14 protein-coding genes and 1 tRNA gene are annotated in these 11,881 nt (G+C 55.6%); 4 read left to right on the top strand and 11 right to left on the bottom strand.

Features of this window, described 5'->3' with window-relative positions; genetic code table 11:
* Window positions 1–768, top strand: a 768-nt coding sequence (locus tag Q7K71_04650) for a hypothetical protein (protein ID MDO8675387.1), incomplete at its 5' end; no start/stop codon positions are given.
* An 18-nt stretch (window positions 769–786) separates the two neighbouring features.
* Here Q7K71_04650 and rsmI read toward each other — a convergent pair.
* The 10 genes from rsmI to Q7K71_04600 form a co-directional block, all read right to left on the bottom strand.
* Window positions 787–1,452: a 16S rRNA (cytidine(1402)-2'-O)-methyltransferase gene (rsmI, locus tag Q7K71_04645; GenBank protein MDO8675386.1), complete on the bottom strand. Its 666-nt coding sequence runs from the start codon at window positions 1,450–1,452 to the stop codon at window positions 787–789.
* The gene (gene glmS, locus Q7K71_04640; protein MDO8675385.1) at window positions 1,452–3,281 is read right to left on the bottom strand and encodes a glutamine--fructose-6-phosphate transaminase (isomerizing); all 1,830 of its coding nucleotides are present in this window, start codon (window positions 3,279–3,281) and stop codon (window positions 1,452–1,454) included. Before glmS ends, rsmI begins: the two co-directional genes overlap by 1 nt.
* Before the next feature lie 2 nt (window positions 3,282–3,283).
* Window positions 3,284–3,529, bottom strand: coding sequence for a 50S ribosomal protein L27 (locus Q7K71_04635; GenBank protein MDO8675384.1), 246 nt, complete (start codon window positions 3,527–3,529; stop codon window positions 3,284–3,286).
* Between the two features lie 67 nt (window positions 3,530–3,596).
* A complete protein-coding gene (locus Q7K71_04630; GenBank protein ID MDO8675383.1) occupies window positions 3,597–4,364 on the bottom strand; it encodes a thioredoxin domain-containing protein in 768 nt (255 codons plus the stop codon).
* 111 nt (window positions 4,365–4,475) lie between these two features.
* Window positions 4,476–5,282, bottom strand: coding sequence for a serine hydrolase (locus Q7K71_04625; protein ID MDO8675382.1), 807 nt, complete (start codon window positions 5,280–5,282; stop codon window positions 4,476–4,478).
* 7 nt (window positions 5,283–5,289) lie between these two features.
* The gene (locus Q7K71_04620) at window positions 5,290–6,240 is read right to left on the bottom strand and encodes a hypothetical protein (protein MDO8675381.1); all 951 of its coding nucleotides are present in this window, start codon (window positions 6,238–6,240) and stop codon (window positions 5,290–5,292) included.
* A gap of 39 nt (window positions 6,241–6,279) precedes the next feature.
* The gene (locus Q7K71_04615; GenBank protein ID MDO8675380.1) at window positions 6,280–7,023 is read right to left on the bottom strand and encodes a DNA alkylation repair protein; all 744 of its coding nucleotides are present in this window, start codon (window positions 7,021–7,023) and stop codon (window positions 6,280–6,282) included.
* A gap of 11 nt (window positions 7,024–7,034) precedes the next feature.
* A complete protein-coding gene (locus Q7K71_04610) occupies window positions 7,035–7,325 on the bottom strand; it encodes a type II toxin-antitoxin system RelE/ParE family toxin (GenBank protein ID MDO8675379.1) in 291 nt (96 codons plus the stop codon).
* Complete coding sequence (locus tag Q7K71_04605) at window positions 7,326–7,553, bottom strand: ribbon-helix-helix protein, CopG family (protein ID MDO8675378.1); 228 nt, start codon at window positions 7,551–7,553, stop codon at window positions 7,326–7,328.
* A gap of 74 nt (window positions 7,554–7,627) precedes the next feature.
* Window positions 7,628–7,702, bottom strand: a tRNA-Glu gene (locus tag Q7K71_04600).
* 165 nt (window positions 7,703–7,867) lie between these two features.
* Here Q7K71_04600 and Q7K71_04595 point away from each other — a divergent pair.
* Genes Q7K71_04595 through Q7K71_04585 form a run of 3 tightly spaced genes read left to right on the top strand, consistent with a single transcriptional unit; the run spans window position 7,868 to window position 11,532 of the window.
* Window positions 7,868–9,052: an FIST N-terminal domain-containing protein gene (locus Q7K71_04595; GenBank protein ID MDO8675377.1), complete on the top strand. Its 1,185-nt coding sequence runs from the start codon at window positions 7,868–7,870 to the stop codon at window positions 9,050–9,052.
* Window positions 9,053–9,055: 3 nt separating this feature from the next.
* The gene (locus tag Q7K71_04590; protein MDO8675376.1) at window positions 9,056–10,603 is read left to right on the top strand and encodes a GAF domain-containing sensor histidine kinase; all 1,548 of its coding nucleotides are present in this window, start codon (window positions 9,056–9,058) and stop codon (window positions 10,601–10,603) included.
* Entirely contained in the window at window positions 10,600–11,532 is a 933-nt protein-coding gene (locus Q7K71_04585) for a response regulator (protein ID MDO8675375.1), read from the top strand. The genes Q7K71_04590 and Q7K71_04585 overlap by 4 nt, the downstream gene beginning before the upstream one ends.
* On the opposite strand, the gene Q7K71_04580 is transcribed toward Q7K71_04585, so the two are convergent.
* A complete protein-coding gene (locus Q7K71_04580) occupies window positions 11,529–11,870 on the bottom strand; it encodes a class III signal peptide-containing protein (protein ID MDO8675374.1) in 342 nt (113 codons plus the stop codon). The two genes, Q7K71_04585 and Q7K71_04580, sit on opposite strands and share 4 nt — an antisense overlap.
* Between the last annotated feature and the right edge of the window lie 11 nt (window positions 11,871–11,881).

Raw genomic sequence — 11,881 nt, 5'->3', positions numbered from 1 at the left:
CTGGAGGCAGTCATGAAACGCCCTACATTCCTTCCATACGCAATAGGTCTCCTGCTCATAAGCACCGGTGTGGTTTTTGCGGGAACGACCACTCTGACGACCTATTATCCAGCCCCATCAGGAAATTATAGCCAGCTGCGGCTTGTCCCGCAGGCCGCTTTGTCCGGCGCTTGCGATCCCGGCACTCTCTATGTTGAGAATACCAACAACACCCTCCAGTATTGCGATAATAGCAGTACCTGGAGAAGCGCCGTCCCCCCTTCCGGGATGATCGCAATGTTTGCCACCAGCTGTCCGGCAGGTTGGACCCGGTTCAGCGCACTGGATGGCCTTTATCCCCGAGGAAGCGGAAGTTATGGGGGTACGGGTGGTTCGGCGACCCATGACCACCAGCACAATCACAACCATTCAGTTTCCGCACTCAACGGCGACTTTACGACGACCGCCGGTGGAGACCACTCTCACGATGTTGATGTCGACCACCAGCATACTGTTGCCGGCACGACACAATCAAGTGGGAATTATATGGCAAATACCGACGACACCAACGGTTGGGGCATACGCTGGGACCATGTTCATAATTTTAGCACCACTTCGGATTTTATGGCGGGCGGAGGGAACAGAACAACGGCCACTAACGGAGATCATACCCATAATGTCAACGTAAATTTCGGCGGCACGAACACAGGTAACCCGGATAATTCCCAGACCGGCACGGAGAATAACGAACCGCCTTATCTGGACATAGTATTTTGCAGCAAAGATTAAAAACGCAGACAGACTTAATTATACCTGCAAAGAGATCAACACAACGAACTCGCCCTTGGGGGCGTGGCGGGTGAAATGCGCGGATAATTCTTCTGCGGTTCCCTTCTGAACTTCCTCAAATTTTTTCGTCAACTCCCGCGCGCAAACCACGGTCGGGTTTTCCAACACTTCTTCAATATCTTTCAATGCCTTCAATAAACGGTGCGGGGATTCGTAAAAAATAACGGTCCTTTGCTCCCCTTTGAATCCTTCCAGCTTCTTGCGCCGGGCAGCTGCTTTGGGCGGCAAAAACCCTTCAAAAATAAAAGCGTGGGCAGGCAGTCCCGAGGCGGTCAACGCCATGATCAAAGCCGTGACCCCGGGGACCACCTCAACCTTAATTCTCTCTTCCAGCGCGCGGCGGATCAATGGATAGCCCGGATCGCTGATACCCGGCGTGCCCGCGTCGCTGACTAACGCGATATTCTTGCCTTCCTTCATCAAAGCGACCAGATGAGCGGTCTTGCGGTCTTCATTATGCTCAAAAAAACTCGTCAGGGGCTTGGTGATCCCATAATGGTCCAGGAAGATTTTGGTGTGGCGCGTGTCTTCCGCGGCAATGAGGTCTACCGCCTTGAGCGTCTCAAGCGCACGGAGCGTAATGTCTTTGAGATTGCCGATGGGGGTGGAAACGACATATAACATTATTCCACCGTTACAGATTTAGCGAGGTTGCGCGGCTGGTCCACGTCGCATCCGCGTTTGACCGCGATAAAATACGCCAGCAGCTGCAGCGGGATGGCGGCCAAGAGCGGCGAGAGCGTCTCTTCAATGGCGGGAATTTCCAGGACAAAATCAACATGGTCGCGGATGTCCTTGTCCCCGGCCGTGACCACGGCGATGATATTGCCTTTGCGCGCGCGGATCTCCTGAATGTTGGACGCCATTTTCTCATAGACGTGCGAAGCCGGGGCAATGCAGACGACCGCGCGGTATTCGTCAATGAGCGCGATGGGGCCGTGTTTCATTTCGCCTGCCGCGTAGCCCTCGGCGGGGATATAGGAAATTTCCTTGAGCTTGAGCGCCCCTTCCAGGGCCGATGGGTAATTGACGTTGCGTCCCAGATAAAGGAAACAGCCGAAATGCGAATTGGCCTCGGCCACTTTGCGCACCAATGCTTTCTGCTTTAAAAGCCCGCGGCATAGCGCGGGCACGCGGGACATTTCCCGCAACAGCCGTTGAATGTCTTTGGGGGCCAGCGCCCGGCGGACCGACGCCATTTTCAACGCCAACAGATACAGCATCATCAGCTGGGCGGTGTAGGCCTTGGTGGAGGCAACGCCGATCTCGGGGCCGGCATGGGTGTACAGCACCCCGTCGGACTCACGCGCCAGCGACGAGCCGATGACATTGCACACGGCAATGACCCTGGCCCCTTTGGCTTTGGCCTCGCGCAGGGCGGCCAGGGTATCCGCGGTCTCACCCGACTGACTGACCGCAATGACAAGCGTATTTTTATCCACGATGGGGTCGCGGTAACGGAATTCACTGGACGTATCCACCTCAACCGGCAAACGGGCCCAATGTTCCATGGCGTATTTGCCGACCAGCCCCGCGTGATACGCCGTGCCGCAGGCCACGATCATCACCTTGCGCAGGCGCGCCAATACACCGTCGGAAATGGCCAGCCCTTGCAGGTCCAAACGGCCGCCCTTGACACGCGCAGCGAGCATGGCCGCCAAGACCGCGGGCTGTTCATGAATTTCCTTTAACATGAAATGCGCGTACCCGTCCTTCTGGGCAGACCCGGAGGAAAAAGATACGGTGTCAATTTTCGCCGGCACTTTTTTGCCGTCAAACGTCATCACATTAACTTTATCTTTGGTCAAGACCGCCATTTGTCCGTCTTTGAGGTAGATCACACGGCGGGTGCGCTGCAGAATGGCGGGCACGTCGGAGGCGATGAAATTCTCCTGGTCGCCCACCCCGACGATCAGCGGTGACCCGACGCGCGCGGCCACCAGCATGTCCGGATGATCAGAGCTGATGATCCCTAGGGCGAACGCGCCTTTGAGATGGCGCACGGCCTTTCGCACGGCCGCAACGAGATCGCCCTTATAAACAGAGGCGATCAGATGCGCGATGACCTCGGTATCGGTTTCGGAAATGAATTTGCAGCCCTGTTTTTTCAGGGACTCTTTGAGGGCCAGGTAATTTTCAATGATGCCGTTGTGGACGACGGCGATGCGGTTTTTACCGTCGGTATGCGGATGCGCGTTGCGGTCGCTGGGCAAACCGTGGGTGGCCCAGCGGGTATGGGAAATGCCCACCCGGGCCAAAGGCACGTGCCGCGCGCGGATGAGCTCTTCTAAATTGCGGATCTTGCCTTTGGATTTACGGACGACCAAACCGGCGTCGCGGCATAACAGGCCGACACCGCTGGAATCATACCCGCGGTATTCGAGCTTCTTAAGCCCCTCGACCAAAACGGGCAACGCGTCCTTGGTGCCGACATAGCCGATGATTCCGCACATAGTTACGCTGGTTTGATGTTGATGAGCGTGATGACGGCTTTGTAGCCGTTCTTCTTGCGGGTAAAATAGACCTCTCCGTCACAGGCCGCTGTGAGAGAGGCGCGGCCGATGACGTTAAGCCCCGGCTTCCAACGGTCCCCCTGACGGGTCAAGATAGTGCCGGAGGTGACCTTCTGGCCGCCTGACACCTTGATCCCGCGGGTTTCAACATAATATTTGCTTGTAATGCCGCCGACACGACCGCCCATAATAATGCTCCTTAATTGAAATTTGAGCCCTTAATATACAATAAAACAGCTTTTTTGCAATCAAAAGTTACTTACCGGCCAAGAGGGCATCGATCTGGGCCTTAAAACCGTTGAAGTCGCGCGCCGTGGTCTTTTTGCCGTTGATATAAAAAGTCGGCGTGCCGCGCACGTCCACCTGCGCTCCCAGGTCCATGTCCGCCTTGATCTGGGCCTCGTAGCGGGCGTCATTATTTTTAAGGTCGTCCGTCAACTTCTGTTCATTGAGCCCCAGTTGTTTGACATACTCTTTCATTTTGTCCGCGCTGACGTTGGCACCGTTGGCCAAAAGCAATTCCACCATCTCAATATACTTGCCCTGCTCATGGGCGGCCATGGCCACTTTCGCGGCAGGACGCGCGTTGGGATGGAAATTCAAAGGAAAATTCTTGATGATGAAATTGACCTTGTCCGGATAGGCCTTGAGCGCTTCCTTGACCGGCGGATAGAACCGGTTGCAGAACGGGCATTGCAGGTCAACAAACTGCACAATGGTCACGGGCGCGTCCTTTTTGCCTACGACTACTGAATTCCCGACGGGGATCGTATAAACCTTGTTGTGGTCTTCCGATGGGGGCTGCTGCCCTGCCGACGGACCCTTTTCCAGAGCCGCCAAACGGACGTTGATGGCGTCCAGCTTGCGGCCGATGTCATTCTGTTTGGCAACGACCGATTCGGCTTTTTCAACCAGCGGCATCATGGCCACCTTCATGGCATTGCCAACACCGGACAATAACCCGGCCCCGAACAAAACAGCGATCAAAACAACCAGCAAAACGATAACGACATTATTTTTCATTGACCCCTCCATATACCCCATCAGCTAATAAAAATCATCTTACCTCAAAACAGGCAAAACCACAAGGTAGGGACAGGTTTCACCTGCCTACCGGCAGGCAGGAACCTGTCCCTACAGATCTGTTTTGCCATAACGCTCGATCATGAATTTGATGTCTTCCCAGCGTTTGCGGCACCCGAACACCGCGATGATGCAGGTATGGCCGCCTTTGTTAAAATATCCCACAAAACAGGACCGGGCCTGCCGGGTGTAACCGGTCTTGCCGTACACGTCCCTTTTCCAGTTTAAAAATAATGACTTGTTATGGGACTTGAGAAAATGCCTGCGCCCGTCCTTGGAATAAATAACGCGGTATTTGAAAATGAGGACCTTTCTGAAAAAATTGTTTTTAAGGGCTTCCTTAAAAATGCGGGCCATGTCACGGGCGGTTGAATATTGTCTGGTCTTGGACGGCAAACCGTGGGAATTGGCGAAACGGGTGTGCCGGGCGCCGAGGGCCCTGGCACGCCGGTTCATCAGGACGACGAATTTCGCTTCGGAGCCGGCTACGGCCTCGGCCAGGACAATGCTGGCATCATTGGCGGATTTTAAGACCACCCCGTAGAGCAGATCGCGCACCCGGTAGCGTTCGCCGGCCTTGAGGCCAAGCTTGGTCGGCTGGACCCGGGTGGCCCGCTCGGACACGGTGACATAGCTCTCAAGCGGCAATTTTTCCAGGACCAGAAGCACGGTCATGATCTTGGCGGTGCTCGCCGGGAATATCCAGCGGTTGGGGCTTTTGGCGTAATAAGTACGGCCGTCGGTCGCGTCCCACAAAAACGCGGATGTGGCAGTGATGCCGCGGGCCGAGGCCTCGGAGGGACAGACCAGGGCAATGGCCAGCGCCAACAATAATATGCGACGACACAATTTCATCATGATCCATTCACGGGCGGGCACGGGGGCCCGCCCCTACGCTCGCCAGCGCGGCCTGATGCACACATTCCAGGGCCTTGGCAACGCCGGCCGTGGGCATCAGCAAAGAGCCCTGCGCCAGATTCACATGCCATCCGCCCTTGCCCTCGGTGATCACGACGCGAATGTTCTGCAATAAATGCTCTTCATTGACCAGGACATGGACCATGGCTGTCTTGCGTTTGGGGTCGTAGAGAAAATCTTTGCACACCACCGCGATGCCGTCGGCCGAGTGGTCGGGCATGGAAAAACGGTCGGGATCAAAACGCTCCATCACATAATGCTGCACGGCAACGTCCTCCTTGCGCGCGACCTCGGCATGTTCTTTTTTAACCAGCGTAAGTTCATAAAATTCCTTTTGTCCGCCCTCGGTCCATTTGCGCTCAAACTTGGTGTCATAACGCGCCGGGACTTTTTCCAGGCGAAGGTCAAACCCGGTGCCGGGCACATTGTCCGTTATCCATCCGGCGTACGGGCGGTGGTCGGTGACGATCTTTAAGGTCCCCTTGTCGCGCAGGCGATTGTTGGCCAGGCGCAGGAACGCTGTGTCAAACAACCGGTGCTTGACGCCGGATTTTTTCGGCCACGGCGGCGGAAAAAGGCAATGGATGAACCGGACGGTCTTGGGCGCGAACAAAAACTCAAACCCCGGACGCACATCCATACGCAGAACACGCGCGTTCACAGCGCCGGCGCGGCCGATCTTCCTCAACGTGCGCTGGATGCGTTCGCAATACTCCTCAAAACCGACATAATTGACCTGCGGATTTTCCGTGCTCAAACGCGCCAGATATTCTCCGTTGCCGAAACCTATTTCCACTTCCACAGGCCGGTCATTGCCGAAAATTTTTTCCCAATGGGCGGGACGGGACAGGGCCTGATGGTCCAAAAACGGCTTAAGAGAAATGTAAAACGGCTTCATGTCCCCCTATTATATTGAAATCCAATCCCGACGCCAGTATTAATGTCGGACTTGTCCAAGCAAATAGGCCTGCCGCCGGGCTTGAGGAAAATGTTCAATGGCATAGCGCAGCGCGGTGCGCGGCATGTTTTTGTAATGGCGATGCAGGAATTTTTCCAGAATGTCCCGGGAAACGTGCTTGCCTGTCTCGCGCAGCATCCACCCCACGGCCTTGTGGATAAGATCATGCTCGTCTTTAAAAAGGATCCGGGCGACCATGAACGCCTCCCGGGCGCTTTTGCGGCGGATAAAATAAAACGTGGCCACCATGGCCGCCCGGCGCTCCCACAAATTTTTGGAACGCGCCAGGCGCATCAAAACATCGATCCCCTGCCGTCCCTGTCCATAAAGATACGCGCCGAGGATCTGCGGGGCGGTCAGGTCCACCAGGTCCCAGTTATTGACGCGCTTGAGATTTTTCAGGTAAAAAACGGCGATGCGTTCACGGTCAGCGCCCTGTGCCCTTTCAAATTTCCCGACGAGAATGATCAGCGCGGTCAGCCGCTCCTCGTGGACGGGGCTTTGCAGCAAAACGGCGATGTCTTTGAGGGGCAGGGCGGAAAATGACCGGGCAACAACACGCTGGGTCGGGACCGTGATGCCCAAAAACTGGTCACCTTGGGCATATTGGCCGGGTCCGATCTTGAAAAATGCGGCAAGGGTCTTTGCCTTGGCAGGCGAAGCGCGGCGTTTGAGCGCCGCGCGCAGTTGGACGGCAGATGCGCTATATGGAAGACATGTCAAAAATCGCTCAATTATGCTTTGACTGGTTTAGTTAAGCGAACCAATGCTTGAGGATAAACGCTCTTACGATGTCCAATTTTGAGAATAATGACTTGCCTGCCTTCAATGCGATAAATGACCCTGTAATCACCGACCCGCAATTTACGATGACCACGCAAACTTTTGCGTAATGGCAGGCCGTAGCTGATGGGGTCTGCTAAAAGACGCGTCTCGATCGCTCGTTGAATGCGTCCTTTTATATTGGCAGGAATGCCACCTAGATCATCCGGTATCTCATGATGATAGATCGGCCGATAATCCATTTACCCCCAAACCTCATCATGGGAAAGGGACTTTTTGTGAGAAAAAGTGGTTTCACGTTTTTGAGCGATTTTCTGCCATTGGCCATCTTCATAGATATTCAAGGCCTCTTTGATCAAATCCCGTGCCATGGTGGACAAAGACACCCCCTGCGCCTTGGCCAAATGATCGACCCCCTTCATGAGGGTTGGTTCCAACACGACGTTCAATCTTGGGTTTTTAGTAGCCATATTCTTATCCTCCTAAAGAAAGTGTATCATAAGTGATGAACTATGGCAAACGAAAATTCTGCGGCGTAGCAGAGTAGCCCCAACCGGATTTGAACCGGTGTTTTCTGCCTGAGAAGCAGACGTCCTGGACCAGGCTAGACGATGGGGCCTCGTAAAATTCGCTTTGCTCATCACGAGGCCAATCCCGTGATGCCGTAAGGCATTTTACGGGATGGGGCCAAAATTTTGTGAAAGGGAATATAAAATATAACACACGCCCATTTAACGTCAACAAGTTATTGACCCCCGCCGTCCCCGTCTATAGAATGTCATCTATGCCGACACACATCGCCATCGGCGCCAGCCAGGCCGCGGACCCGCAGGAAGCCGCCTACCAGGCCTGCATGGCGGCCAAGAACAGCCTCAACAGCGCGCAGACGGACCTGGTCCTCCTTTTTACCGGCGAAAACTGCGCCCGCGACGAGGTCTTAAACGTCATCCACACCATTTTGCGGCCCAAACGGCTCACGGGTGCTTGCGCCGGCGCGATCATCGCCCCTGACGGCATTTTAAAGAACGGGCTCGTCCTTTTGGCCGTCAATTCCGACGAGATCTCTTTCGGCCTGGCCGCGGTCAACACGCCGGCTTCCGCCGACCTGCGCCAGGCCGGGTTTGAGCTGGGGCGCAAACTCACCGGCGACCTCAAATCCGCCGGCCGCCAGGCAGGCATCATCTTCACCGACGGGATGTCCCAAAACAATTCCCTGCTGGTGCGCGGCATCCAGGAGGTCCTGGGGTCCGGCTTTCCTTTGCTCGGGGCGGTCAGCAGCGACGATTTCAAATTCAAGAACAGGTGCTCGTTCCACCAGAAACAGCGGCTCGCCAACGCGACCGTGGGCCTCTTGATCGGCGGCGCGCACGTGGCCGTGGGCAGCCGGCACGGGTTCAAACCCCTGGGCAAACCGCGTTTCATCACCAAGGCCGAAGGCCATGTCCTGCGCACCATCGACGACAAACCGGCGGTGGGGCTCTACGAAGAATTTTTGGGGAATGAAGCGCGGGACCTCAAGAAAAATGTCTTTGCCTCCCACGTCCTGCTTTACCCTCTGGGCATTTATCTGGAGGACGAACGCCAATACCTGCTCAAAAATGCCGTTGACATATTGGACGACGGGAGTATTGTATGTCAGGGAGAAGTTCCCGAGGGTGCGGAAGTGCATTTGATGATCGGCAACCGCGATTCCTGCGTGCAAAGCGCCATTGACGCGGCCCAGGAAGTCAAGGACGGCCTGGCCGGCAAACAGCCCAAATTCGTCCTGATCATCGAGTCCATGGCCAGGCACAGGATCCTCGGCCGGCGCTCCTGGCTGGAAATACAGGCGGTCAAAGACGTCCTGGGATACACGACTCCTCTTATCGGCATGTATGCTTTCGGGGAAATTTCCCCGTTCGGGTCCCTGGATAATGTCAAAAACACGCACATGCACAACGAAACCATCCTGATCGTTGCTATCGGCTGACCTATGGCGGATATCACGCTCACCCTGCCGCAAACATTCCTCCTGTTAGTCACGGTGCTCATCGCGATCCTGGCCGGCGCCGGATACCTGCTCGCCCAGATGGCCGGCAAGGACGAAACCATCCGGCAAATGCAAAACGCGCACAATAAACTGATGCGCTCTTTCAATGAACTCGACGAGCAGGCCAAACTCATCGTCCGCACGGACCTGGAGCTCAACAGGGCCCACGAAGAACTCGACAAGCGCCTCAACGGCCTCAACGCCCTGCAGCGCACCTCGCGCCAGATCAGCCAGGCCCTCAACGAAAACGAAATTTACAAAAAACTAAAACCGTCCCTGTTCGACGAACTGGGCTTCACGCGCGTTTTGGTCGCTTCTCTCGAGGAGGGCCAGACCATGAGGCCGCGGGTGACCATCGGGTTTGACGCGCCCCAGGCCGACACCATGCTCACCCAATTGCTTGAGGACGAGCATTTCAAGACCGCGCTGGGCGAAAGCCACACCTTCTCCTCCATCAACGTTTCCCGAAAAACCAAGGAGAAACTCGTCGCCATCTTTGAAGCCGAACATTTTGTCCTCTCTCCCATCCTCACGCAAAACGGCTGCATCGGGTTCGTCTTCGTGGGCAACCGCTACACGGCGCCGGCCGTGACCCAGGGTGACGAAGAACTCATCGCCATTTTAGCCAGCCAGATCGGCCAGAGCATTGAGAACGCCCAACTGTTCGAAAAAGTGTTCCGCTCCAGCCAGGAACTGGAACTCAAGGTCAAAGAACGCACCAAACAATTGGCCCTGGCCTTGGAACAGGTCAAAGAGATCAGCCAAAAGAAAACCGAATTCATCTCGGCGGTGTCCCACGAATTGAGGACGCCCCTGACCTCCATCAAGGGATACGCCTCCATCCTCATGACCGGAAAGATCGGCGAGGTCCCCCTGGCGGTCAAGGAACGCCTGGCCAAGATCAACACCCATTCGGACAACCTGGTGAACCTGATCAACAATCTTCTGGACATCGCGCGCATCGAATCCGGCAGGGTCGAGATGAAATTCGCCCTGCACAGCGTGCGCTCGGTCGTGGACAATATCGTCGATCTGCTCAGCCCCCAGATCAGCGGTAAAAACATACAGCTCAACGTCAACATTCCCCTTGCCGTCGAAGAATTCTACGTGGACATTTCCCAGGCGGAAAGGATCTTCATCAATTTGCTGAGCAACGCCATCAAGTTCACCCCCAAAAAAGGGACCATCACGGTTGCGGCGTCGTCGGCCCTGAAGCGCGGGATCATCACCTTTTCGGTATCGGACACCGGTATCGGCATCGCCGAAGACGACCTTAAAAAATTGTTCGACGAATTTTACCGCGTGGAAAATGAGATCAACCAGAGCGTCAAGGGCACGGGACTGGGGCTGGCCCTGGCCAAAAACATCGTCGAGGCCCATCATGGCAAAATATGGGTCAACAGCCAGCCGGGCGTCGGGACGACGTTCACCTTCACCCTGCCTGCTTCCCAAAAGGCCTACGACGACATGGGGGGAGACCAACAAAAATGATGCGCAAAGCTAAGGTCCTCGTCATAGACGATGACCCCGACATCCTGGACGTCCTGCAGTTGACCCTCAACGAACATTACACGGTCTTTGCCGCCAACAACGGCACGGAAGGCCTCGAATTGGTCAAGGCCAAGGCGCCGGACATCATCATCACGGACTATATGATGCCTGTCATGAACGGGCCGGAATTCTGCCGGAATTTAAGGAAGGACATCCTCCTGCAGCATTTGCCGGTCATCATGCTTACCGGCAAAGGCGAGACCAAGGACATGGTCACCGGCATTGAATCCGGCGCCGACGATTACCTGATCAAACCCTTCGACCCCGAGACCTTGCTGGCGCGCATCCGCATGATCCTCAAACGCACCTCCCGTTCTTTGGACGCCAGCCCGCTGACCCATTTGCCGGGCAATTCTTCCATCATGGAAGAATTGCAAAACCGCATCGATTCCGGCAAGACGTTCGCCGTCGGATACGCGGATCTGGACAAATTCAAGATCTACAACGATGCCTACGGGTTTGAACGCGGCGACGAGCTCATCCGCACCGCCGCCCGCGTGCTCATTGACAGCGTCCGGCAAGTGTGCGGGGCAGAAGGGTTTGTGGGCCATATCGGCGGGGATGATTTTGTTTTTATCTGTGACGACGAAAAAGCGGACGCGGTCAGCCAGAAGGTTATTGATGCCTTTGACGCCGCGGTCCCGGCCTTTTACAATGAAAAGGACCGCAAAGCCGAATTCATCACAGGCAAGGACCGCCAGGGCAATCCCACCAGGGCCGCCTTCGTCGCGATCTCCATCGGCATTGTCAGCAACCGCGGGCAAAAGATCACCCACGTGGCCCAGATCGGCGAGATCGGCGCGGAACTCAAAAAATACGCAAAGAGTTTAGATAGAAGTAACTACGTGCGCGACCAGAGGAAGGCCTAGGGACAGGGCGCTTGGCCGGCACCGGGACCGCCAGGGCAATCATTACCGCCAAAGGCGGGCGCGGGGCATTGACAGGTGCGGAATTTCTGGCTGACGCCGGGAGGACAGGCTGAGTAGTCGCACCAGCCACCGTCGATGGGATCGGGTTTTTCCCCCATGATGACGCGGGTCACATTATTGTAATACCCTTCGGAGGAATCGCGCGCTTGGGGAAGCAAATATCTGAAAGCGGCCAAAACCGCCGCGGCCACAATGCCGAATAAAAGCAGATATTCCAGCGCGGTTTGCCCTGAGCCATGTCGAAGGGTCTGCCCGATTTTTGAACGGGTGAATTTCATAGGCAATTTAA

This window comes from Candidatus Omnitrophota bacterium (assembly GCA_030650275.1).
Lineage (GTDB): Bacteria > Omnitrophota > Gorgyraeia > Zapsychrales > Fredricksoniimonadaceae > JACPXN01.
Note: the sequence above shows the minus strand (reverse complement) of the source record. Positions and strands in the feature narration are given on the sequence as shown.

Excerpts from the sequence above, each read along its gene's own strand:
- glmS (MDO8675385.1), bottom strand. The coding sequence starts at position 3,281 with ATGTGCGGAATCATCGGCTATGTCGGCACCAAGGACGCGTTGCCCGTT.
- Q7K71_04585 (MDO8675375.1), top strand. The coding sequence starts at position 10,600 with ATGATGCGCAAAGCTAAGGTCCTCGTCATAGACGATGACCCCGACATC.
- Q7K71_04630 (MDO8675383.1), bottom strand. The coding sequence starts at position 4,364 with ATGAAAAATAATGTCGTTATCGTTTTGCTGGTTGTTTTGATCGCTGTT.
- Q7K71_04610 (MDO8675379.1), bottom strand. The coding sequence starts at position 7,325 with ATGGATTATCGGCCGATCTATCATCATGAGATACCGGATGATCTAGGT.
- Q7K71_04590 (MDO8675376.1), top strand. The coding sequence starts at position 9,056 with ATGGCGGATATCACGCTCACCCTGCCGCAAACATTCCTCCTGTTAGTC.
- Q7K71_04595 (MDO8675377.1), top strand. The coding sequence starts at position 7,868 with ATGCCGACACACATCGCCATCGGCGCCAGCCAGGCCGCGGACCCGCAG.
- Q7K71_04620 (MDO8675381.1), bottom strand. The coding sequence starts at position 6,240 with ATGAAGCCGTTTTACATTTCTCTTAAGCCGTTTTTGGACCATCAGGCC.
- Q7K71_04605 (MDO8675378.1), bottom strand. The coding sequence starts at position 7,553 with ATGGCTACTAAAAACCCAAGATTGAACGTCGTGTTGGAACCAACCCTC.
- Q7K71_04580 (MDO8675374.1), bottom strand. The coding sequence starts at position 11,870 with ATGAAATTCACCCGTTCAAAAATCGGGCAGACCCTTCGACATGGCTCA.
- rsmI (MDO8675386.1), bottom strand. The coding sequence starts at position 1,452 with ATGTTATATGTCGTTTCCACCCCCATCGGCAATCTCAAAGACATTACG.
- Q7K71_04635 (MDO8675384.1), bottom strand. The coding sequence starts at position 3,529 with ATGGGCGGTCGTGTCGGCGGCATTACAAGCAAATATTATGTTGAAACC.
- Q7K71_04625 (MDO8675382.1), bottom strand. The coding sequence starts at position 5,282 with ATGATGAAATTGTGTCGTCGCATATTATTGTTGGCGCTGGCCATTGCC.